Raw genomic sequence first — 21,490 nt, forward strand, 5'->3', positions numbered from 1 at the left:
GCATCGGGGGTACTGCGCGCTGCGGCTCGGGGGCGGGAGATGCGTACTCGCTGTACGCGCCGCCAAGCTCAGGCTCGTGCGGGGTGGGGTGTCAGGCGGTGGCCTGACGGGCCCGGTTGCGGGCGGCGCGACGCTTCATGGCACGGCGCTCGTCCTCGCTGAGGCCACCCCAGACGCCTGAGTCCTGGCCGGACTCGAGCGCCCACTGCAGGCACTGCTCCATGACGGGGCAGCGGCGGCAGACGGCCTTGGCTTCCTCGATCTGCAGCAGCGCAGGACCGGTGTTGCCGATGGGGAAGAAGAGCTCGGGGTCTTCCTCGCGGCAAACGGCGTTGTGACGCCAGTCCATGGCTGCTACCTCTCCTTGGTATTACATGCAAGTTGCTTGTGAATGTGAACGCTTTCACGAATCCCTCAACAAGTGAAGGGCCGACTGTCAGATGACCTGACGTGGTCCTGTGATTTGAGGAGGGGTTCTGGCTCTCTGTGGGGCCGATGTTGCGGGCCGTCCCGATCGCCACGTAGAGACTCGCAAACCTCAGCGGCGGATACAACCCCTTCTGGAAAGTTTTTTTTGATTCCTCGGTGTCGACTAGGTCACAGCCGTACTTCCATGGGGTGGACCCTGGTCTAAACGTTCGAGTGAAAGGACTTTGAGCCCTTCCGCTCACACAATCACACGCAGTGCACGGCGTACGCCTGTGAACGTCACGCTGGTGCGCAGTCCGAGGTGGTCGCCGTCCATCTGGAGGGGGAGCGGCACCTTCGAATGCAAGGTGAAGTCCGTCAGATCGTGCAGGGACACCGCATGCTTGCCATGGGGTCCGCGCTCGGGGGACGAAGTGAGCAACTGCGTGGCATACCGGGCAACCGCGGGCGTCGACATGCGGCTGAGACCGAGTACGTCGAGCCCGGTATCGAACGAGGCCTTAGGTGAGGCGTACACCGGACGATTGCCGAGAAACGTCCACGGCGAGGTGTTGCAGATTATGGACAGGACCAGATCGGTGACCGGGTCCGCGCCGGGGCGCTCCAGCGTGATCGTTCCGTGCCGGCGGTGAGGTTCGTCCAAAAACTGGCGTACCGCTTGGCGGAGATACAGCGCATGCGTGGAGCGTCTGCCGCGCTCGCGCTGCTGCTCGACCCGGCCGATCACGCCCGCGTCGAAGCCGAGGCCGGCGCAGAAGGTGAACCAGCGGGAGGGCACGGCTTCGTCCTCCGTGCCGGGTGTGCCCGCGGCGAGGCCGAGGCCGATCGTGCGTTCGCGCTCCTCGCGCAGCGCGTCCAGCAGCGCGCCGGTGGCCTCCACGGCGTCGTTGGGCAGGCCGAGGGCGCGCGCGAAGACGTTGGTGGAGCCGCCGGGGACCACGGCGAGGCGGGGCAGGCGCTCCGGGTCGGGGCCGTGGTGGAGCAGACCGTTCACGACCTCGTTGACCGTGCCGTCGCCGCCGAGGGCCACGACCAGGTCGATGTCCTTGCTCTCCGCGGCCTGCCGGCCGAGGTCCCGGGCGTGCCCGCGGTACTCGGTGGTGACCGCCTCCAGCTTCATCTCGCTGGCCAGTGCGTGGATCAGTACGTCACGCGTACGCGCACTTGTGGTGGTTGCTGCCGGATTGACCACGAGAAGTGCACGCATGTGATGCAGCGTACCTACTGGGTGGTACTGATCCCAGGCCGAGGTAGGGATCAGGTAAGAGCTCGGGGCGTGACGCTGCGCACGTGGAGCGGCCGGCTCCGGAACGTGCCCCGGCGCCCACGCCGCCCGGAAGGCGGCCCCCGGGCCCATCGGCCGCCGGTGGCCGACGGCTACTCTTCAGGGGTGAGCCCTGAGCAGAATCCCACCCCTGACGCCCCCGCCGCAGAACCCCGCCCCGGGCGGCTGACCGCCGCGGCGGCGCTGGCCGCGCTGGAGGGGCTCGCGCTCGTCGCCGGCGGCGTCTACATCCTCGTCCTCGGCTTCACGGGTGACCCCGTCGACCGCCGGCAGGCCGTCACGGGCGGCGTCACGCTGATCGTGCTCGCCCTGCTGCCGCTGCTGGCCGCGCGCGGCTTGCTGCTGCGCCGCGGCTGGAGCCGGGGCCCGGCCGTCATCACCCAGATCATGGCGCTGCCGGTGGCCTACAACCTGCTCCAGGCCGACAGCATCGCGATCCCCGCCGGCATCGCCCTGGCGGTCGTCGCGGTCGCGGCCCTCGTACTGCTCGTGAACCCGGCAACGACGCGGGCCCTCGGAATCCGAGGGCCCGGCGGCGATGTGCAGGATCAGAAGTAACCGAGAGTCACCGGTCTCACTCCTCCACGAGCAGCTTCTCGCGCAGCTGGGCCAGCGTGCGGGCCAGCAGGCGCGACACGTGCATCTGCGAGATGCCGACCTCCTGCGCGATCTGCGACTGCGTCATGTTGCCGAAGAAGCGGAGTAGCAGGATCCGCTTCTCCCGCGGCGGCAGATCCTCCAGGAGCGGCTTGAGGGACTCGCGGTACTCGACGCCCTCCAGGGCCTCGTCCTCGGCGCCGAGGGTGTCCGCGACGGCCGGGGACTCGTCGTCCGTGTCGGGGACGTCCAGGGACAGCGTGGAGTACGCGTTGGCGGACTCCAGACCCTCCAGGACCTCCTCCTCCGAGATCCCCAGCTTCTCGGCCAGCTCATGGACGGTCGGAGAGCGGCCGTGCAGCTGCGAGAGCTCCGCGGTCGCCGTGGTGAGCGCCAGCCGCAGCTCCTGAAGACGGCGGGGTACCCGCACCGCCCAGCCCTTGTCGCGGAAGTGACGCTTGATCTCACCGACGACGGTCGGGGTCGCGTACGTCGAGAACTCGACGCCGCGCTCCGGATCGAAGCGGTCGACCGACTTGATCAGGCCGATGGTGGCGACCTGGGTGAGGTCGTCCAGCGGCTCGCCGCGGTTGCGGAAGCGGCGCGCGAGGTGCTCGACGAGCGGGAGGTGCATGCGGACCAGCTGGTTGCGCAGCTCCGCGTACTCGGCGCTGCCCTCCTTCAGCTTGCGCAGCTCGATGAACATCGCCCGCGCCCCGCTGCGGTCCTGGGGGTCGTGCTGGATGTGCTGGGCGCTCGGCCCGTGCTGCGCGCCCTGCACGCTCTGCGCCCCTGGCTTGTCGTGTCGCTCGTGCTCGCTCATAGTCCCGCCCGTCACCAGCCGCCGCCCTTCCGAGGACGTGCTCAGCGCGGCACCCTCCGGATCCCGTTGCCCGTCGCTCTGGCCGGAGAGCTTCTCCCGTTCGTCCTCGTCGTCCGGCGCTGCCTCTGAAGGCGCTTCGGCGGCCGCCGAGGATGTGCTGTCCTCCGGGTGCGGCCGGGCCTGCTCGGGGATGCCGTCGACGCCGTCCGCCGTGCGCCGCGGCCCGCCGAGGCCGTCGACGCGCTCGGCGGGAAGCTCCCGTGTGCCGCGCTCTTCGTCCCGCACCGGCCCGTCCCCGTTCCTCACGCCGGCCCGGGTCCCGCGCCGCGCTGTTTGTAGAGGCTGATGTAAACGGTCTTGTCCTCGGCGACGGTCGAGTCGACCTTGCCGGCGAGGGCCGAGAGGACGGTCCACGCGAAGGTGTCCCTGGCGGGGGCGTGACCGTCTGTGGTCGGGGCCGAGACCGTGACCTCCAGCGAGTCGTCGATGAGCCGGAAGACACAGCTGAGCACCGAGCCGGGGACGGCCTGTTGCAGCAGGATCGCGCAGGCCTCGTCGACCGCGATGCGCAGGTCCTCGATCTCGTCGAGGGTGAAGTCCAAACGGGCCGCAAGCCCGGCCGTGGCCGTGCGCAGCACCGACAGGTAGGCACCCGCGGCCGGCAGCCGGACTTCCACGAAGTCCTTCGTCGCGGGCTCGCCTGCGATCTGGGACACCCTCACCTCCATGGTGGTACAAGCTCTTTCGAGCTCCAACGGGGCCGAGGGTCGCCCCCCGGGGTAACGCGCTACGTGGTTCAGCGGTGACGCTACCGCGCTCTCAGGTTTCCTGTCCCGGGGACCCCGCCCCTTGCTGTCACTCATAGTAAGCCTATGAGTACGGACAGTGGCTAGGGGTCTGCGGGCCCAAATAGGAAGAGCGCGCGCCGGGTTGACGTACCCAGGCGTCAGACGGTCGAACCGTCCGGACCGAGGGTCGCACGCGTACGTGATCCACGGGTCCTCTTCAGTATGCCGCCGCCGGATGCCATCGAGGCGTCATATGTGTACATGCGTCATACGAGTACGTGGTCGACGAAGCACCAGCGCCAGCTCTCCCCGGGCTCGAAGGTGCGCATGACCGGGTGTCCGGTGTCCTTGTGGTGCTCCGTCGCGTGCCGCAGCGGAGAGGAGTCGCAGCAACCCAGGTGCCCGCACTCCAGACACAGGCGAAGCTGCACCGGGTGCGTGCCGGCCGCAAGGCACTCCACGCAGGTCTCGCTCAGGGGCTCGGGTTCGGGGTGCGGCAGCGCGTCGGCGTGCGTGCACTGTTTCATGATTGCCAGGTTACGTCGGGTGTGCGGGAAGCCGCGCGAAAACGAGGGCGGGCGGAAGACGATGCACGTTTTGCCACTGCTGTTGCTGGTCGCGGGCAGTGCGGCGGTCGCCGGGGCCGCCCGCCGCACCCCGGTCCCCGCACCGCTGCTGCTCGTCGCCGCGGGCCTGCTGATCTCGTACGTCCCCGGGGTGCCCGCGTACGAACTCGACCCCGAGGTCGTGCTCCCGCTGGTGCTGCCCCCGCTGCTGTACACGGCGGCCACCGACAGCTCGTACCTCGATCTGCGGGCGCAACTGCGGCCCGTCGCGCTGCTGTCGGTCGGGTACGTCCTTTTCGCGACCCTCGTGGTCGGATGGGCCGCCTATCTGATCGTGCCGAGCCTGCCGCTGCCCGCGGCGCTGGTCCTGGGCGCGGTGGTGGCGCCGCCGGACGCGGTCGCGGCGACGGCGGTGGCGCGCCGGGTGGGGCTGCCCTCGCGGATCACCACGATCCTTCAGGGTGAGTCCCTGGTGAACGACGCGACCGCGATCACCGCCTACAAGGTGGCGCTCGCCGCGGCGGTCGGCGAGGGCGCGACCTGGGCGGGCGGCATCCGCGAGTTCCTGCTCGCGGCGGTCGGCGGTGTGCTCGTCGGGCTCGTCCTGATGATCCCCATCCACTGGCTGCGCACCCACATGAAGGAGGCGCTTCTCCAGAACACCCTCTCCCTGCTGATCCCCTTTGTCGCGTACGGGATCGCCGAGCAGCTGAACGCCTCCGGGGTGCTCGCGGTGGTGGTCGTCGCGCTCTACCTCGGACACCGTTCCTGGGAGGTGGACTTCGCGACCCGGCTCCAGGAGGAGGCGGTGTGGAAGATGGTCGCCTTCGTCCTGGAGTCGGCGGTGTTCGCACTGATCGGACTGCAACTGCCGGTCGTTCTCAAGGGGCTTGGGGAGTACTCGATCGGTCGTGCCGCCTGGTACGCGGTGGCCCTCTTCCTCGTTGTGGTCGCGGCCAGGTTCGCGTGGGTGTACCCGGGGACGTTTCTGCCGCGTCTGCTGTCGGCGCGGATCCGGGAGCGCGAGCCCGACCCCACCTGGAAGGGGCCGTTCATCATCAGCTGGGCCGGCATGCGGGGCGTGGTCTCGCTCGCCATCGCCTTCTCCATCCCGCTCACCGTGCACGGCGGCGGGGCCTTTCCCGATCGCAATCTGATCCTCTTCCTGACCTTCACGACGGTCATCGGGACCCTGGTCGTGCAGGGGCTGACGCTGCCCCCGCTGATCCGTCTGCTGAAGCTGCCGGGGCGCGATCAGCAGGCCGAGACGCTCGCCGAGGCCAACGCCCAGGCGCAGGCCTCCAGGGTCGCCGAAGAACGCCTCGACGAACTCCTCACCGACGAGCGCAACGCCCTGCCCCCGCCCCTCGCCGAGCGCCTGCGCACGGTCCTGGAGCGGCGCCGCAACGCCGTCTGGGAGCGCCTCGGCGCGGTCAACCCGGTGACCGGCGAGACCGCCGACGACACCTACCGGCGGCTCTCCCGCGAGATGATCGGCGCCGAGCGCGAGGTCTTCGTCAAGCTCCGGGACCACCGCTACATCGACGACGAGATGCTGCGCACGCTGCTGCGCCGACTGGACCTGGAGGAGGCGGCGGCCTATCGGGAGGCGGCCTGAGCGCCGCTTCGGGAGAGGCCGTTTCGGGAGAGGCCCCTTCAGGACAGCGGTGCTTCAGGAGAGCGGTGCTCCCGTGATCACCGCCGCCACCGTCGTCCCGCGCGGGAACGCGCCCTCCTGCGCGAGGGCGACAAGTCCGTACAGCATCTTGGCGACATAGAGACGTTCGACGGGCAGCCCGTGGCGGTGCTCGAAGTCCTCCGCGAAGACTTCGAGTTCGGGGGTGGTGCGGGCGTAGCCGCCGAAGTGGAAGCGGTCGTCGAGGGACCAGATGCCGCGACGGGCACCGAAGGCGGCCTGTTGGAGGGCCTGTATGTCGGCGCTCAGGAAGCCGCCCTTGAGAACCGGAATGCCGAGGGCGCGCTGGTCGGGGGCGAGTCCGGCGGCCAGGCCCGCGAGGGTGCCGCCGGTGCCGCAGGCGAGGGCGACGATGTCGGCGTGGCCGCGCAGCTCCGCGCCGAGCCCCTGACAGCCGCGTACGGCAAGGGAGTTGCTGCCGCCCTCGGGCACGACGTACGCGTCCTCGGCGCCCACCGCACGCAGGATCCCGGCCAGCGTCCCCGGTTCCGCTTTGCGGCGGTACGTCGATCTGTCGACGAAGTGCAGTCGCATGCCGTCCGCCGCGCAGCGGGCGAGCGAGGGGTTGAGGGGGCGGTCGGCCAGCTCCTGGCCGCGGATCACGCCGAGGGTGGACAGACCGAGGAGGCGGCCCGCGGCGGCCGTGGCGCGCAGATGGTTCGAGTACGCCCCGCCGAAGGTGACCACCGTGCGGCCCGCCGCCGCCTCCAGGTTCGGGGTCAGCTTCCGCCATTTGTTGCCGACCAGCTCCGGGTGGATCAGATCGTCCCGTTTGAGCAGCAGCCGGACGCCGTGGCGCGCGAAGCGCTCGTCCGCGGCCTCCCGCAGCGGCGACGGAAGTCGCGGCCGCAGGCCGGCGGGGCCGAGCGCTTCGGGGACGTCGGGGACGTCGGGGCTGGTCACCCCACCATTGTCGGACATTCGTCCGGGGGGTGGGCGCTTACGGGGGCGCGCCGGATGCCCGTCCGAGGGGCACGCTACGGATGTCCGCTACAGGGGCACGCCGCGGATGCCCGCTCTCGTCACTTCAGACGGTCGCCGACGCGTTCCCGCAGGGAGTCCATCGTGAATCCTCTCGGGTCCACCTTTCCGGGCTGCCATTCGAGGTGGCCGATGACCGAGCGTTCCGTCCAGCCGTGATGGCGGCAGATCGCCGCGGAGACCTTCTCGATGGTCTCCAGCTGCGCCTCGGGCCAGGGGTCCTCGCCGTCGCCGAGGTTCTCGCACTCGAAGCCGTAGAAGTGGCGGTTGCCGTCGGTGTTCGCCTCGTTGTCGGGCGGAAGTCTCTTCTCCGCGATCACCGCGCGCAGGACGTCGTCGTCGCCCAGGCCCGCGTGGTTGGCCCGGCCGTAGCCGACGATGTGGAGGACGCCGTCCTTGGTGATGACGCCGTGGCACAGCGGTCCGGGCAGGTGCGTGTAACCCTCGCGGCAGATCTCGACAGTGCGCTCGCTGCCCGAGGTCGCCGTGTGGTGGATCATCACGCCGTACACCGGACCCCAGGGGCCCTTGTGATTGCGGTTGTGATGCTCCCAGTCGCCGACCTCGACGACGGTGATGCCTTCCTCCCTGAGCCGGTCCAGGAAAATGCCCGCGGACATGGGTGGGGCCATGACCGCCTCCTTCGCGCTGCGCGGCGGCCACCTCTCGTGGCCGTCTCGTACCGCAGCTTGTACCCGCAACCGGGCGCCCGGGCCTACTCGTTCGCACAGCGTGCGAGCCGATCCGGACAGGAGGGGAGGAAGCGGTCAGGAGTGGAGGAACGTGTCCCCGTGCGTCGCTATGTGGCTCTCCAAGGCCTGCAGGGCCTGTTGTGTCGCCTCGGGGGAGCCGGTGCCCCGCCGCTCCGCGTAGTACGCGGCGCCCAGTTTCTTGAGGAGGTCGCCGCCGGCGCGCTGCGCCTGCACCTCGTCGATCTTCTGCTTGCCCTGCGTGAGGCCGCGCTGCGCCTGCTCTTTGGCACGGTCCAGGAAGCCTGCCACTGCCGTCTCCTGTCGTTGTCCGCTGTCATCGTCCGCGGTCGTTGTCTGCGGTCGTTGTCCGTCGTGGGATCAAACGGATGGCCGGATCTTGGAGTTCCCGCCCGCGTCGTTCGACGGGTCGGCAGGGCACGGCCCGGCCGTTCGGCAGGTCGACAAAACGCCCCCCTCTGCCCACTCCTCGGTGATCCATTCCCCCTCATTCGTGTAATAGCACCGGCACGCTCCGTGATGGAAGGCTGATCCCGCGAATCAGTGCACGACTGGGAGGGCAATTTTCATGTCGGTAGGCGAAGAGGTCCGCGCGGAGCAGGGCAAGCCGCAGCAGAGTCTCGGCACATCCGCCGCGCGGAACCTGGCCACCACCACCAAGTCCGCACCCCAGATGCAGGAGATCAGCTCCCGCTGGCTGCTGCGCATGCTTCCGTGGGTGAACGTGCAAGGTGGCACGTACCGAGTGAACCGGCGGCTCAGTTACTCCGTGGGCGATGGCCGCGTGACGTTCGTGAAGACCGGGGACCGCGTCCAGGTCATCCCCGCGGAGCTCGGCGAGCTGTCCGTACTGCGGTCGTACGAGGATCAGGAGGTGCTCGGCGAACTCGCCCAGCGCTGCCAGCAGCGGGAGTTCGCACCGGGGGACGTGCTCGCCTCGTTCGGCAGCCAGGCCGACGAGGTGTTCCTGCTCGCACACGGCAAGGTCGAGAAGATCGGCACGGGTCCCTACGGGGACGACGCGGTGCTCGGCGTCCTCGCCGACGGCGCGTACTTCGGGGAGCAGGCGCTCATCGACCCGGAGGCCATCTGGGAGTACACGGCCCGCGCGGTCACCGCGGTCACCGTGCTCACGCTGCCCCGCCAGGACCTCGAACAGGTCGCGGAGCGCGCCGAGTCCCTGCGCGACCACCTCAGGGCGCTGCGCGCGATTCCGGAGCAGCGCGCCAACAAGTACGGCGAGAAGGAGATCGACCTCGCGGCCGGCCACACCGGAGAGCCGGACATCCCCGGCACCTTCGTCGACTACGAGGCCGCACCGCGCGAGTACGAACTGAGCATCGCCCAGACCGTACTGCGCCTGCACACGCGCGTGGCCGACCTCTACAACCAGCCGATGAACCAGACCGAGCAGCAGTTGCGGCTCACCGTGGAGGCGTTGAAGGAGCGCCAGGAGCACGAGCTCATCAACAACCGGGAGTTCGGACTGCTCAACAACTGCGAGTACGACCAGCGGCTCCAGCCGCACGACGGTGTGCCCAGCCCCGACGACCTCGACGAACTGCTCAGCCGCAGGCGCGGCACCAAGCTGTTCCTCGCCCACCCGCGCGCGATCTCCGCGTTCGGCCGCGAGTGCAACAAGCGCGGACTCGTCCCCGAGAGCGTCGAGATCGCGGGCAACCGCATCCCGACCTGGCGCGGAGTCCCGATCTACCCGTGCAACAAGATCCCGGTCAGCGACACCCGTACGACCTCGATCATCGCCATGCGTACCGGCGAGGCCGAGCAGGGCGTGATCGGGCTCCAGCAGGCGGGCATCCCGGACGAGATCGAGCCGAGCCTGTCGGTGCGCTTCATGGGCATCAACGAACAGGCGATCATCTCCTACCTGGTGACGGCGTACTACTCGGCCGCGGTGCTCGTGCCGGACGCCCTCGGAATCCTGGAGAACGTCGAGATCGGCCGCTGGCGGTGACCTTCCGCGAGCCGGCGGTCGCCGATTTCCCGTCCTCCGGGGCGGGTACACCGAGGGGGTACGCGCCCAGCGGCCGCGGAAGCGCCACCCTCCGCAGACTCTCCGAGGCAAGCCCATGGGTGAGTTCATGACGGAGACCACGCAGAGCCCGACCGAGATCCTGGAAAGTCGGAGCCCCATCGGGAGGCCCATGGAGCCCAGGGAAAGGCAGGGGCCGGCGAGCCCGGGCTGGGTGACCCCCCGCTCGAACGAAGCCGAGGGCGGGGGAGGGCAGGAAGCGGCGGGCATCCTGGAGCGCGCGCGGGCGTCCGTCGACCCCGAGCTGCGCAGGGCCATCGATTCGCTGCCCGGCTCGATGCGCCGGATCGCGCTCTACCACTTCGGCTGGGAGCACGCGGACGGTACTCCCGCGGCGGGCAACGCGGGCAAGGCGATCCGGCCCGCGCTCGTCCTGGCCGCCGTCCGGGCGCTCGGCGGACAGCAGACGACGGCCGTACGGGCGGCCGCCGCCGTGGAGTTGATCCACAACTTCACCCTGCTGCACGACGACGTCATGGACCGCGACACCACCCGCAGGCACCGCCCCACCGCGTGGACCGTGTTCGGCGACGCCGACGCGATCCTCGCCGGGGACGCCCTGCAGGCGCTGGCCCAGCGGCTGCTCGCCGAGGACCCGCACCCGGCGTCCTCGGCGCCGCCGCCCGGCTCGCGGCCTGTGTCGTCGAGCTGTGCGCGGGGCAGCACGCGGACACGGCCATGGAGAAGATGGGCCCCGACGAGGTCACCCTCGACGAGGTGCTCGCCATGGCCGAGGCGAAGACGGGTGCGCTGCTCGGCTGCGCGTGCGCGCTCGGGGCGCTGTACGCGGGGGCGGGGGATGAGGACGTCGAGGCCCTCGACGCGTTCGGCCGGGAGGCCGGGCTCGCGTTCCAGCTGATCGACGACGTGATCGGGATCTGGGGGGACCCGAGCCGCACCGGCAAGCCGGCCGGGGCGGATCTCATCGCCCGCAAGAAGTCGCTGCCTGTGGTCGCCGCGCTGGCCTCGGGTACCGCGGCGGCGGCCGAGCTCGCCGAGCTGTACGAGGTGCCCTACGAAGGAGGGGGCGCGGGGGAGCTGGAGCGCACCGTGCTGGCTGTCGAGCGGGCGGGTGGGCGTGACTGGGCGCAGGTCCAGGCGGCCGACCGGATGTCGCGGGCGATGCACGAGCTGGCCCGGGCGGTTCCTGAGCCGGAATCGGCGGGTGGGCTGCTTGCGCTGGCGGAGTTTGTGACGCGGCGCAACAACTGACTCCGTCGGTTGGGCGGTTGGTGGACCCCGGAGCTTCGGGACCGTACGGCACCTGACCTCCGTACGGCACCGGGCTTCGGCTGGGGCGGGTCCCGCACATCCCCACGGTGTGCGGGGCCCGTTCTTTTCGCCCCCGCCGCCCCTACCCGTCCCATCCCCCAGGGGCTCTGCCCCTTCGACCCCGTTTGGTTGTGTGTTGGGTGCGGCGGGGTGGGGGCTGGGCGCGCAGTTCCCCGCGCCCCTGGGTGGGTGGGGGTGGGGTTGTGTGTTGGGTGCGGCGGGGTGGGGGCTGGGCGCGCAGTTCCCCGCGCCCCTGGCGGCTCGGGGCTGCGCCCCCTCGCCCCCGATTCGTCCGGGCCGCCCAGCTAGGCTGCCAACGGCCATACGATCAACGTCAGTTGAGGCGAAGGGGCGGGGCATGGGTATGGTGATCCGGGCGGCGGGTGAGGGTGACAGAGGGGTGGTTGTGCGGTTGCTGGACGAGGCCTTTCAGGGGGATCCGGTGAGTGGCTGGGTCTTTCCGGACGAGGGGCATCGGCGGGCGACGCATCACAAGCTGATGGCCGCCTTTCTCGATGTTGTGCTGGCGGAGGGGCGCGTCGACCTGGCCGAGGACGGGACGGCGTGTGCGCTGTGGCTGGCCGTTCCCGCTGAGGAGCACGCAGACGTCGACGGGCCCGTGCAGTTGCGGGAGGCCGTCGACCCGGACAACGAACGTGTTGAGCTGATCGGCCGGCTGACCGCGGACATTCACCCCGTGGGCCGCGCCCACGAGTACCTGTGGATGATCGCCGTGGCACCGGAGCGCCAGGGCGAGGGGCTCGGCACCGCGCTCATCCAGTCGGTCCTGGACCGCTGCGACCGTGAGGGTCTGCCCGCGTATCTGGAGGCGAGCAACGCCCGCAGCCGCAAGCTGTACGAGCGCCTCGGCTTCGGCCTTGTCGAGCGTCCGCTCGACCTGCCGGACGGCCCGCAGATGTGGCCCATGTGGCGCGAGCCCAGGGCGGGGCAGGAAGACACCCCCTGAGCGCTGGGGTGCTCGTGCCGACGTACCGCAGGAAGCGCTGAACCCTCTGGCGCCCTACCCTGAAGGCATGGGCACCGATGAGCATGTCTGTCCCGCTTGCGGGCAGCCGGTCGCCACGGTTGTGCGGCGCTACAAGACGCTGGGCGCGTGGGTCCCCCGGTGGGTGGCCGGCCCTTGCTGGAACCCGAAGTGCGAGGCGTACGCCGGCGAGGCCGAGTACGTGCCCCGAGATCAGCCGGAGGAGCCGGCCCCCACGGAAAAATCCTGACGGAGTGCCGCGCGGCCGTGTAGAGAAAAGCGGTCCGGCTCCGACGTCCCCTGTGAGAGCTGCCCGGCACGGGCGGTCCGAGCCGAGGAAGCGAAGGAACGGACTCATGAAGTACCTCGTGATGGTGCAGGGCACACAGGCCGACTACGAGGGCATGCGTGGCAAGGCGTCCGCGCAGGCCCCGGCCTGGAGCGAGCAGGAACTGCAGGCCATGTACGCGTACATGGGCGCGATCAACGACGACCTCTCCGAGTCCGGGGAACTGGTCGACGGGCAGGGGCTGGCCGAGCCCGCGCGGACCCGGCTCGTCGCCCTCGGCCAGGACGGCAAGACCGTGATCACCGACGGGCCCTACAGCGAGACCAAGGAGCTGATGGCCGGCTACTGGGTCCTGGAGTGCGCGAGCCTGGAGCGGGTCACCGAGATCGCCGAGCGTGTCGCCCGGTGCCCCGGCCCCGAGGGGCTCATCGACTACCCGGTGGTCATCCGGCCCATCCTGGACGGCGCCGGAGAGATCTGCGCGGAGGTCTGATCCGAGGGTAGCGGTATGAGGGCCACGAGCGAGGTCGAGGATCTGCTGCGCCTGCACGCGCCGCAGGTCCTCGGCGCGCTCGTACGCCGGTACGGGCACTTCGACGCCGCCGAGGACGCCGTACAGGAGGCGCTGCTCGCGGCGGCCGGGCAGTGGCCCCTCAAGGGCGTGCCCGACAATCCGCGCGGCTGGCTGATCAGGGTCGCCTCGCGGCGGCTCGTGGACTTTCTGCGGGCGGAGGAGGCGCGGCGGCTGCGGGAGGAGCGGGTGGCGGCGCTGACGCCCCGGGACGCCTTCACGGCGCCGCCGCCGGGGGCGGACCGTGCGCCGTCGGAGGACGACACGCTGTCCCTCCTCTTCCTCTGCTGCCGTCCGGAGCTGACCCCGCCCGCGCAGATCGCGCTCACCCTGCGGGCCGTCGGCGGTCTGACCACCGCGGAGATCGCGCGGGCGTATCTCGTGCCCGAGGCGACGATGGCGCAGAGAATCAGCCGGGCCAAGCAGCGTGTCAAAGGGGTGTCCTTCGGGCGCCCGGACCACTGGGAGGAGCGGCTGCCCGCTGTCCTCCACACCCTGTACCTGATCTTCAACGAGGGCTATACGGCCACGTCCGGAGCGGCGCTCCAGCGCGCCGAACTCGCTGGGGAGGCGATCCGGCTGACCCGTATGGTCCACCGGCTGCTGCCCGAGGACCGCGAGGTGACGGGCCTGCTGGCGCTGATGCTGCTGACCGACGCCCGGCACGCCGCGCGGACCGGCCCGCACGGCGAGCTGGTGCCGCTCGACGAGCAGGACCGCGGCCTGTGGGACAAGGCGGCGGTCGAGGAGGGCGTGGCGCTGGTGACGGCGGCGCTGTCGCGGGGGCGGGCGGGCCCCTACCAGCTGCGTGCCGCCATCGCCGCCGTGCACGACGAGGCGCCCTCGGCGGCGGAGACGGACTGGCGCGAGATCCTCGGCCTGTACGACGTGCTGGTCCGCCTGGTCCCGGGTCCCGTCGAACGCCTCAACCGGGCGGTGGCGGTGGCCATGGTGCACGGGCCGCGGGCAGGGCTGGCCGAACTCGGCCTGCTGGAGGACGAGCAGGCGGCCGGACACCGCCTGGACGCGGTCCGCGGACACCTGCTGGAACGCGCCGGCGACACGGCGGCGGCCCGGGCGGCCTACGAGTCGGCGGCCCGCAAGACGCTCAGCCTCCCCGAACAACGCTATTTGCACGCGCGGGCCGCACGCCTGAAGCCGTAGCGTTCGCGCTATGTCCGAACCTCTGCTGCACCTCACCGAGCGCTCCCTCTGGGAAGCGGCCCGTGCGTCCGGCACCTTCGAGATGTCCACCCGTGGCCGCACCCTCCAGGAGGAGGGCTTCATCCACTGCTCCCTGCGTCACCAACTCGCGGGCGTGGCCGCCTTCTTGTACGGCTCCTCCACCGGCCCCGACGACCTGGTGGTCCTCGTCATCGACGCCGAACGGCTCGGGGTGCCGGTGCGGTTCGAGGCGATGAAGCCCGGGGGCGAGGAGTTCCCGCACATCTACGGGCCGATTCCGGTGGAGGCCGTCGTGGACGTGGAGAACTGGGACCAGAGCGGAGTGACGTCGGAGTGACCGCGGCGGGGAGACGGCGCCGGTTATGGCGATGGGTGCTGGCGGTGTGGACGGTGACCGTGGTCGTGGGCGGTGGCCTCACCCTCTGGCTCCAGGACTCGGCCGAGCCGCAGCGGCCGTCCGGCTGGGAGGAGAACGAGGAGAACAACGATTCCCCGGCGCCACTCCTGCGCTATGACCTGCCGTCGTCCTGCCCGAGCATCAAGGAGGGGGAGGACGGTCTCTGCTTCATTCGCCACCGTCTCTAGGGCCTGACCCGAGTGACACGCCTCAGCGGAGGCTGCCCGTCCCCGGATCCCGTGGTGTCAGGCAGTACGTGCCGCCCGCCGGGTCCCGCATCACCGCCCAGCGCGCGCCGCGGGTGACCAGCGAAGCGCCCAGGTCTTCGTGCCTTGCCCGAACCGCCTCGATGTCCGAGCAGGCGATGTCGAGGTGGGCGGAGGTGGGGCGGTCGGTGCCGAGGCGTTGCAGGAGGATGCGGAAGGGGAGCGCGGCGGGGGGCTTGACCAGGTGGAACTCCGGGAGCGCGCCGGGGTGGGAGGCCCAGCCGGTGAGCTCGCTCCAGAAGGTGATCTCGGTGTCGTACACGGACGGTGCCAGGTCGATGCTCACCTGGTCGAGCCGGCTGGCAGCACCGCTCGGTCCCTCGACGACGGGCGGCCGCGTCGACTCCCCGTGCCAGGGCACCGCGCAGAACAACTGACCGCCGGGGGACCGCAGTACGGCCCACCCCTCGTGGTCGGCGACGACCTCGGCGCCCAGCCGCAGCGCCGACTCCACCAGCGCCGGTACGTCCTCGACGGCGAGGTCGAGATGCGCGCCGCCGTCCCCCGCCCCGACGCCCTGCGCCTTCACGCACGCGTCGGCGCCGTCGTGCAGCAGGGTCACGAACTCGTCCTGGTCGCCGCGGGGTTCGGACAGCCGCGTCCCCGTGACCGCGGTCCAGAAGTCGGTGGCCGGGCCGAACTCCTTCATGGGGCGGTCGATGAAGGCGTAGGTCCACCGGATCGGTTCAGCGGTCATCGGGGGCGCTCCCAGTCAGACGGTCGGTACGGCTCGTACCGTCTCCTGCCCGATCAGCCCGCGCAACGAGGTTTTCACGCTCGCGACGAAGGCGTCCCGCGCGCCGGGGGAGAGGACGTCCAGGGACAGATACGGGTTGAGGTCCTCCAGCTCTACGAGGAGCAGCTCACCGCCGGGCGCCCGGCAGGCGTCCACGCGCTGGATCCCGTACGCGATGTCGTTCCAGTCGACGAACCGCCGCGCGAACTCCAGGTCCTCGTCGGTCGGGTCGTACGGCTCCAGGGCCCACCGCTCGTCCGGGCGGGGCGCGTACAGGGCGTACTGGAAGGTGTGGTCGACGAAGTAGAAGGACACCTCGTAGCGGAAGTCGATGCGCGGCTGGACCAGGACATCGCCGTACGCCAGCTCGGTGAGCCGCGCGCGGGGCACGAACTCCAGGCCGATCGAGTCCGCCCCCAGCTTCGGCTTCACCACGTACTGGTCCGCCTCGGGCAGCAGCCCCAGGTCCTGCGCGCGGTCGACCGTGGGAATGACCGGGTACCCGGCGGCGGTCAGCTCCAGCAGGTAGTGCTTCCCCGCCATGTCGCCCTTGCCCGACAACTGGTTGTACACGCGCACACCGGCCGCGACCGCGCGCTCGCGGAACGCGTCGTACTCCGCCTGGTAGTTCAGCACCGGCCCGCTGTTGCGTACGACCACCGCGTCGAAGCCGTCCATCAGCCCGGCCGCGTCCAGCGGATGGCACACGGCGACGTCGAACTCCTCGCGCAGCCGTGAGGTGAGGAAGATGTCCTCGTCGCAGTACCGGCGCCCCTTGGCCGGATAGGCCAGGTCACTGACGTAGAGGATGCGAGGGCGTGCGGACGGCATGGGTGGCTCCCGGTGGTGGTGATCAGCCGATGATAGTTCCGGCGCACCGGGGGAGACGGATGCCGTCGGCGGGACGGTCAGCCGCCGGAGGGCTGGTTGAAGCGCAGCATGTTGCCCGCCGGGTCGCGGAAGGCGCAGTCGCGGACGCCGTAGGGCTGGTCCATGGGTTCCTGGAGGACTTCGGCGCCGGAGGCGCGGACGCGTTCGAAGAGTGCGTCGCAGTCGGCGGTGGAGAAGATGACGCCGCGCAGCATGCCCTTGGCCAGCAGCTCGGCCATGGCCTGCCGGTCCGCGGGGGAGGCGTCCGGGTTCGCCCCCGGGGGCTCCAGGACGATCTCCACGTCCGGCTGGAGCGGCGAGCCGACCGTGACCCAGCGCATCCCCTCGAACCCGACGTCGTTGCGGACCTCCAGGCCCAGCACGTCCTGGTAGAACGCGAGTGCCTTGTCGTGGTCGTCGACGGCGATGAAGCACTGGGAGAGTTTCACGTCCATGGTGCTCACCCTAGAGGCGCGTCCCCGGTTCCGCTTCCGGGTTGCGGTGGCGGGCCGGGCGGGTCAGATGCCGGGCGATGCAGGACGGGATGGGGGCGCCGTGGTCGTGCGGGCGGGCCCGGTACGCGCTCGGGGTCTCGCCGACCAGTTCCGTGAAGCGGGAGCTGAAGGAGCCGAGCGACGTACACCCCACGGCGAAGCACACCTCCGTGACCGTCAGGTCGCCGCGGCGCAGCAGGGCCTTGGCGCGCTCGATCCTGCGGGTCATGAGATAGGTGTACGGCGTCTCGCCGAAGGCCGCGCGGAAACTCCGCTGGAAGTGGCCCGGCGACATCAGCGCGCTGCGCGCGAGCGTGGACATGTCCAGCGGCTCCGCGTACTCACGGTCCATACGGTCGCGGGCCCGGCGCAGCCGGACCAGGTCCTCCAGGGTCACCACACAAGAATGGCACGGGCCACTGACAGCCGTCCCGCACACCAGCGCACCGGGTGCGGCACGGTTAGGCGGTGTGCTGCTGGAAGCGATCGCTAGCGTCGGGTGGGTTCGACGGTTCCGTCGCCGCGGCGCGGTGTCGTTGCCCAGGAGGGGAGCCAGGCTGTCTCGGGGAGTGGTGGCAGGCTTCCGAAGTGGTTGATGATGGCCCGCAGTCCTGGGTGTGGATTCGCTCGGGGGAGGATGAGCGAGAGCGGGTAGGCGAGAGTCGGATTCACGATCGGGATGCGGCGCAGGTCGTGGTTCGTCGGCCAGATGTACCGGTCGCGCGAGCCTACGAAGGTTGCCACGTCCGCGGAGTCCGCGAGGATGTCGAGGAGTACCTCGTTGCCGAAGTTCGGGCCCGCGGCGTCGATGCGGAGGTCGAAGTCGGTGGCGAGCTGATCGTAGAACTCCGCCCATTCGCTTCGCGGCGCGATACCCGGCACCCAGATCCGGTGCCGGCGCAGCTGGGACGGTGTCAGTGTTCGTGCGGAGGCGAGCGGGTGCCTCGGGCCGACGAGGAGTTCCAGCGGGGAGTGGAACGCGTGGATCATCTGCACGTCGCGCGGCAGTGCGGCCGGGTCGGTGACCGAGCGGAACGAGGCGTCGATGTCGCCTGCCTGGACGGCGGCGACCGCAAGGCGCGGGTCGTCGACCCTGAGGGTCACCACGTCGAGGTCGGTTTCGGGATGCGACCGCCAATAGTCGTGCAGGACGACGGCCTGCGCGGATCGCAGGCCGAGAACGTCGATCCGAAGGGCCCGCGAGCCCGGTCTGATCGCGGTGATGGCGCGATCGACACCCGTGACGATGCTCCGGGCGTGCGGGAGGAAGGCCTGGCCGTCGAGTGTCAGCTCGACCCCTCGGGCGGTGCGGGTGAACAGCCGGACGTCGAGTTCGCGCTCAAGGGTTGCGATCCGCTTCGACACGGCCTGTTGCGTCACGCCGAGCTCGTCGGCCGCGTGCTGCAACTGTCCGAGCTCGGCCGCGCGGACGAACGATCGCACGGCCTCGGTATCCATTGATCCAGCGTAAACGTGCCCAACTGATGGTTGTGGCTCGCCCGGGAGCCGGTTGTTTGATCCCGCGCCGGTGCGGGCGGTGTGATGCAGAGCCCCGAACATCGGTTGGCACGAGGGAGTCGCATGCGCGCGCGGTTGGGGCGCGGTTTCGGTTGGCTGTGGTCGGCCTACGCCGTCAGTACCTATGGCACATGGATCGCCTTCGGCGCGTTCCCGCTGATCGCGGTTCGAGTGCTGCACTCGCCGGCGTTCGCCGTGTCGCTCCTGGAGGCGGCCGGGCTCGCCGTCGCGGCGATGGTCGCGTTCTCGCTGGGGCCGTGGGTCGGGCACCGGGCCAAGCGTCCGGTGATGATCGCGATGGACCTGATCCGGTTCGCCGCGATGGCAAGTGTCCCGATCGCGTACGTCCTCGGCGTGCTTTCCTACGGCCAGCTGCTGGTCGTCTCGGTCGTCTCCGGGACCGCGGGCATCGCCTTCACGGCCGCGTCCGGCGCGTATCTGAAGTATCTCGTCCCCAGCGATCACCTCCTCGTGGCGAACGGGAGATTCGAGGGCACGAGCTGGGTGGCGACCGCGGCGGGCCCGCCACTCGGCGGTGCACTCATCGGGTTGCTCGGTCCGGTCGTCACGGTCATGGCCGACGCCCTCAGCTACCTGCTGTCCGCGCTCGGGGTCCTCCGCATCCGCGGGGGCGACGTCGCGGCACCCCGCGACCGGGCCACCAGGTGGCGCGGAGCCGACCTTCTCGGCGGCTGGCGGTTCATCCTCCGCGACCGCGCACTGAGGCGCCTGTTCCTCAACTCAATCCTGGTCAGCGGCCTCATCATGGCCACCGTCCCGCTCCTGTCCGTCCTCCTGCTGGGCCAGTACCACTTCCCGGCCTGGCAGTACGGTCTGGCCTTCGGCATTCCGGCACTCGGCGGCTTCGTGGGCGCCCGCCTCTCCGCGCGCCTCGTGACCCGCTACGGCCGGCACCGGGTCATGAGCGTCTCCGGCTGGCTGCGATCGCTCTTCCCGCTCGGCCTCACGTTCGTCCGTCCCGGCATCCCCGGACTGCTCACCGTGATCATCGTCGAGGGCCTGCTGATCACCAGCATGGGCGTCTTCAATCCGATCTACGCAACAGAACGCCTGCAACGGACTCCCGCGGATCGCACCGCCCAAGTCCTCAGTACCTGGAGCGCCATCAGCAAACTCCTGCAAGCCGCCCTGATGGTGATCTGGGGCATTCTCGCCACACTCACCAGCCCGCTCGCCGCGATCACCATGTCCGGCGTTCTCCTGCTCGCCACTCCGCTCCTGCTGCCCAAGCGGATACATCTGGAGAACAAGACCGCACCCGGACCGTCATGGACGCCGAGTTCGACGGCCTGCGGACCGGGTGCGGGCAGGTAGACCAGGCGACGGAAAAAATCGCAGGTCAAGCGGCATGATCGAAGATCAGGCCTTCTTGGTCTCCCAGAAGATCTTGTCGATCTGGGCGATGTAGTCCAGCGCCTTCTGGCCCGTCGCCGGGTCCGTGGACGCCTTGGCGGCCGAGAGGGCCTTCAGGGCGTCGTTGACCAGCTGGTGCAGCTCCGGGTACTTCTCGAAGTGCGGGGGCTTGAAGTAGTCGCTCCAGAGCACCGAGACGTGGTGCTTGGCGAGCTCGGCGCGCTGCTCCTTGATGACCGTGGCGCGAGCCTGGAAGTGCGGGTCGTCGTTGCCGGCCATCTTTTCCTGGACGGCCTTCACCGACTCCGCCTCGATGCGGGCCTGGGCCGGGTCGTACACACCGCAGGGCAGGTCGCAGTGTGCGCTGACCTTGACCTTGGGGGCAAACAGGCGGGAGAGCATTGAGCTGTCCTTCCTCGTGATCGTCTTCTCAGGTGGGACATTACTCCGTAGGAGACGTCTTTTCGCGAGTGCCCCCATGGGCTTAGGACAAAAGTCCAGGGTGAAACTGGGACTCGTGGAGGATAGGACCGGGGAGGTGCCGGTGATGCCGGAGCTGTCGCAGGAGACCGAGCGTGGGAGGGCCGTCTTGCCGTTTGGGGCGGCCGAGGTGACGGGACCGTCCATGGTGCCCACGCTCCAGCACGGGGATCGGCTCGTCGTGCAGTGGGGGGCGCGGGTCCGGCCCGGGGACGTGGTCGTTCTGCGCCATCCGTTCCAGCAGGATCTGCTGGTCGTGAAGCGGGTCGCCGAGCGGCGGGACGGGGGGTGGTGGGTGCTCGGGGACAACGCGTTCGCCGGGGGCGACAGCACTGACTACGGAACCGTGCCCCAGGAGCTCGTCCTGGGGAAGGTACGGCTGCGGTACCGGCCCCTGAAGGACGGTCAGCGGTCGCCGGCCGCCGTCGTGCGGTGGGTGTTCGGGGCCGCCAGGCCCGTGCTGTCCGACCGGTCCGCCTCCAAGCGCTTGCGGGCGCGGTAGGCCGCCACGTTGGCGCGGGTCGCGCAGCGGTCCGAGCAGTAGCGCCGGGAACGGTTCGTCGAGGTGTCCAGGTAGGCGTTGCGGCAGGGCGCTGCCTGGCACAGGCCCAGCCGGTCGACGCCGTACTCGGTGAGGTGGAAGGCGAGACCCATCGCGGCGATCGCCGCGTAGCCCGCCGTCACGTTCGACGGATGGTCCGCCAGGTGCATGTGCCACAGGGGGCGCCCGTCGTCGTCCCGGTGGTCGTGCCCGGAGATCTGCGGGCTCACCGGGAACTCCAGCAGGAGTGAGTTCAGCAGGTCCACGGCGAGGGTCTCGTCGCCGCCGTCCGCCGACTCGAAGACCGCCCGCAGCCGGGCTCGTACGGAACGGAAACGGGTGACGTCCGCGTCCGTGGCGCGGCGGGCCGCCTGGGCGTTGCCCCCGAAGAGGTCGCGGATGGCCTCGACCGAGGTCAGTGAGTCCTTGCCCCGGGCCGGCTCCTCGCTGTTGACGAGACGGACAGCGTAATCCGAGTAATAGGCCAGTTCCACTTGTAGTCCTTACGGGGGCGCTCTATCGTCGTGACTGCGGTCAGGTAACAGATGATCGTGCTTCCAGGGTATTACGAGGCGTGGCGAAGA

At 70.2% G+C, this 21,490-nt stretch carries 26 protein-coding genes and 1 pseudogene; 12 read left to right on the top strand and 15 right to left on the bottom strand.

Annotation, left to right across the window (positions count from 1 at the left end; translation table 11 throughout):
- Positions 1–91: 91 nt before the first annotated feature.
- Positions 92–349, bottom strand: a complete 258-nt coding sequence (locus AB5J50_RS33335; RefSeq protein WP_006380970.1) for a WhiB family transcriptional regulator — start codon at positions 347–349, stop codon at positions 92–94.
- Between the two features lie 318 nt (positions 350–667).
- Positions 668–1,636: a diacylglycerol kinase family protein gene (locus tag AB5J50_RS33340; protein ID WP_327431622.1), complete on the bottom strand. Its 969-nt coding sequence runs from the start codon at positions 1,634–1,636 to the stop codon at positions 668–670.
- A 183-nt stretch (positions 1,637–1,819) separates the two neighbouring features.
- Here AB5J50_RS33340 and AB5J50_RS33345 point away from each other — a divergent pair, with 183 nt between their 5' ends.
- The gene (locus AB5J50_RS33345) at positions 1,820–2,272 is read left to right on the top strand and encodes a hypothetical protein (RefSeq protein WP_369261981.1); all 453 of its coding nucleotides are present in this window, start codon (positions 1,820–1,822) and stop codon (positions 2,270–2,272) included.
- Positions 2,273–2,288: 16 nt separating this feature from the next.
- Here the strand turns inward: AB5J50_RS33345 and AB5J50_RS33350 are convergent, their stop codons facing one another.
- The 3 genes from AB5J50_RS33350 to AB5J50_RS33360 form a co-directional block, all read right to left on the bottom strand.
- Positions 2,289–3,440: an RNA polymerase sigma factor SigF gene (locus AB5J50_RS33350; RefSeq protein ID WP_369261983.1), complete on the bottom strand. Its 1,152-nt coding sequence runs from the start codon at positions 3,438–3,440 to the stop codon at positions 2,289–2,291.
- Positions 3,437–3,850, bottom strand: coding sequence for an anti-sigma regulatory factor (locus AB5J50_RS33355; RefSeq protein WP_330307219.1), 414 nt, complete (start codon positions 3,848–3,850; stop codon positions 3,437–3,439). The genes AB5J50_RS33350 and AB5J50_RS33355 overlap by 4 nt, the downstream gene beginning before the upstream one ends.
- Before the next feature lie 338 nt (positions 3,851–4,188).
- Positions 4,189–4,449, bottom strand: coding sequence for a UBP-type zinc finger domain-containing protein (locus tag AB5J50_RS33360; RefSeq protein ID WP_369261985.1), 261 nt, complete (start codon positions 4,447–4,449; stop codon positions 4,189–4,191).
- A 61-nt stretch (positions 4,450–4,510) separates the two neighbouring features.
- On the opposite strand from AB5J50_RS33360, the gene AB5J50_RS33365 reads away from it, so the two are divergent.
- Positions 4,511–6,106, top strand: a complete 1,596-nt coding sequence (locus AB5J50_RS33365) for a Na+/H+ antiporter (RefSeq protein ID WP_369261987.1) — start codon at positions 4,511–4,513, stop codon at positions 6,104–6,106.
- 54 nt (positions 6,107–6,160) lie between these two features.
- On the opposite strand, the gene AB5J50_RS33370 is transcribed toward AB5J50_RS33365, so the two are convergent.
- The 3 genes from AB5J50_RS33370 to AB5J50_RS33380 form a co-directional block, all read right to left on the bottom strand.
- Positions 6,161–7,105 carry a 1-aminocyclopropane-1-carboxylate deaminase/D-cysteine desulfhydrase gene (locus AB5J50_RS33370; protein ID WP_369261989.1) on the bottom strand — a complete coding sequence of 315 codons (945 nt, stop codon included), beginning with the start codon at positions 7,103–7,105 and terminating at the stop codon, positions 6,161–6,163.
- Between the two features lie 101 nt (positions 7,106–7,206).
- Positions 7,207–7,797 carry an N-acetylmuramoyl-L-alanine amidase gene (locus tag AB5J50_RS33375; protein ID WP_369261991.1) on the bottom strand — a complete coding sequence of 197 codons (591 nt, stop codon included), beginning with the start codon at positions 7,795–7,797 and terminating at the stop codon, positions 7,207–7,209.
- A gap of 135 nt (positions 7,798–7,932) precedes the next feature.
- A complete protein-coding gene (locus AB5J50_RS33380; RefSeq protein ID WP_327431630.1) occupies positions 7,933–8,166 on the bottom strand; it encodes a hypothetical protein in 234 nt (77 codons plus the stop codon).
- A gap of 277 nt (positions 8,167–8,443) precedes the next feature.
- Here AB5J50_RS33380 and AB5J50_RS33385 point away from each other — a divergent pair, with 277 nt between their 5' ends.
- The 8 genes and pseudogenes from AB5J50_RS33385 (at position 8,444) to AB5J50_RS33420 (ending at position 14,815) form a co-directional block, all read left to right on the top strand.
- Complete coding sequence (locus AB5J50_RS33385; protein WP_369261994.1) at positions 8,444–9,850, top strand: family 2B encapsulin nanocompartment shell protein; 1,407 nt, start codon at positions 8,444–8,446, stop codon at positions 9,848–9,850.
- Positions 9,851–9,965: 115 nt separating this feature from the next.
- Positions 9,966–11,140, top strand: a pseudogene (locus tag AB5J50_RS33390) (family 2 encapsulin nanocompartment cargo protein polyprenyl transferase).
- A 418-nt stretch (positions 11,141–11,558) separates the two neighbouring features.
- On the top strand, positions 11,559–12,167 hold the full coding sequence (locus AB5J50_RS33395; RefSeq protein WP_369261996.1) for a GNAT family N-acetyltransferase: 609 nt from the start codon (positions 11,559–11,561) through the stop codon (positions 12,165–12,167).
- A 67-nt stretch (positions 12,168–12,234) separates the two neighbouring features.
- On the top strand, positions 12,235–12,435 hold the full coding sequence (locus AB5J50_RS33400) for a hypothetical protein (RefSeq protein ID WP_369261998.1): 201 nt from the start codon (positions 12,235–12,237) through the stop codon (positions 12,433–12,435).
- 106 nt (positions 12,436–12,541) lie between these two features.
- Positions 12,542–12,967: a YciI family protein gene (locus tag AB5J50_RS33405; protein ID WP_369262000.1), complete on the top strand. Its 426-nt coding sequence runs from the start codon at positions 12,542–12,544 to the stop codon at positions 12,965–12,967.
- Between the two features lie 15 nt (positions 12,968–12,982).
- Complete coding sequence (locus AB5J50_RS33410; protein WP_369262002.1) at positions 12,983–14,209, top strand: RNA polymerase sigma factor; 1,227 nt, start codon at positions 12,983–12,985, stop codon at positions 14,207–14,209.
- Between the two features lie 10 nt (positions 14,210–14,219).
- The gene (locus AB5J50_RS33415; RefSeq protein ID WP_369262004.1) at positions 14,220–14,567 is read left to right on the top strand and encodes a DUF952 domain-containing protein; all 348 of its coding nucleotides are present in this window, start codon (positions 14,220–14,222) and stop codon (positions 14,565–14,567) included.
- Between the two features lie 53 nt (positions 14,568–14,620).
- On the top strand, positions 14,621–14,815 hold the full coding sequence (locus AB5J50_RS33420; RefSeq protein ID WP_369262006.1) for a hypothetical protein: 195 nt from the start codon (positions 14,621–14,623) through the stop codon (positions 14,813–14,815).
- Positions 14,816–14,837: 22 nt separating this feature from the next.
- Here AB5J50_RS33420 and AB5J50_RS33425 read toward each other — a convergent pair whose 3' ends face one another.
- The 5 genes from AB5J50_RS33425 to AB5J50_RS33445 all read right to left on the bottom strand — a co-directional run bounded on the left by AB5J50_RS33425 (position 14,838) and on the right by AB5J50_RS33445 (position 18,451).
- Positions 14,838–15,590, bottom strand: a complete 753-nt coding sequence (locus AB5J50_RS33425) for a VOC family protein (RefSeq protein WP_369262008.1) — start codon at positions 15,588–15,590, stop codon at positions 14,838–14,840.
- Positions 15,591–15,605: 15 nt separating this feature from the next.
- On the bottom strand, positions 15,606–16,460 hold the full coding sequence (locus AB5J50_RS33430) for a hypothetical protein (RefSeq protein ID WP_369262010.1): 855 nt from the start codon (positions 16,458–16,460) through the stop codon (positions 15,606–15,608).
- A gap of 77 nt (positions 16,461–16,537) precedes the next feature.
- A complete protein-coding gene (locus AB5J50_RS33435; RefSeq protein WP_327431641.1) occupies positions 16,538–16,954 on the bottom strand; it encodes a VOC family protein in 417 nt (138 codons plus the stop codon).
- A gap of 10 nt (positions 16,955–16,964) precedes the next feature.
- Positions 16,965–17,390 (bottom strand): helix-turn-helix transcriptional regulator, encoded by a 426-nt coding sequence (locus AB5J50_RS33440; protein WP_369262012.1) that lies wholly within the window; start codon positions 17,388–17,390, stop codon positions 16,965–16,967.
- Between the two features lie 92 nt (positions 17,391–17,482).
- The gene (locus AB5J50_RS33445; RefSeq protein WP_369262014.1) at positions 17,483–18,451 is read right to left on the bottom strand and encodes a LysR family transcriptional regulator; all 969 of its coding nucleotides are present in this window, start codon (positions 18,449–18,451) and stop codon (positions 17,483–17,485) included.
- Between the two features lie 123 nt (positions 18,452–18,574).
- Here AB5J50_RS33445 and AB5J50_RS33450 point away from each other — a divergent pair, with 123 nt between their 5' ends.
- Positions 18,575–19,846, top strand: coding sequence for an MFS transporter (locus tag AB5J50_RS33450; RefSeq protein ID WP_369262016.1), 1,272 nt, complete (start codon positions 18,575–18,577; stop codon positions 19,844–19,846).
- Between the two features lie 45 nt (positions 19,847–19,891).
- On the opposite strand, the gene sodN is transcribed toward AB5J50_RS33450, so the two are convergent.
- Positions 19,892–20,287, bottom strand: coding sequence for a superoxide dismutase, Ni (gene sodN / locus AB5J50_RS33455; RefSeq protein ID WP_023546844.1), 396 nt, complete (start codon positions 20,285–20,287; stop codon positions 19,892–19,894).
- 145 nt (positions 20,288–20,432) lie between these two features.
- Here sodN and sodX point away from each other — a divergent pair, with 145 nt between their 5' ends.
- On the top strand, positions 20,433–20,867 hold the full coding sequence (sodX, locus tag AB5J50_RS33460; protein WP_327435207.1) for a nickel-type superoxide dismutase maturation protease: 435 nt from the start codon (positions 20,433–20,435) through the stop codon (positions 20,865–20,867).
- Here the strand turns inward: sodX and AB5J50_RS33465 are convergent.
- Positions 20,771–21,400, bottom strand: a complete 630-nt coding sequence (locus tag AB5J50_RS33465; protein WP_369262018.1) for an ABATE domain-containing protein — start codon at positions 21,398–21,400, stop codon at positions 20,771–20,773. The two genes, sodX and AB5J50_RS33465, sit on opposite strands and share 97 nt — an antisense overlap.
- Positions 21,401–21,490 lie beyond the last annotated feature (90 nt).

Source organism: Streptomyces sp. R35, assembly GCF_041053035.1.
Classification (GTDB): Bacteria; Actinomycetota; Actinomycetes; order Streptomycetales; family Streptomycetaceae; genus Streptomyces; species Streptomyces lutosisoli.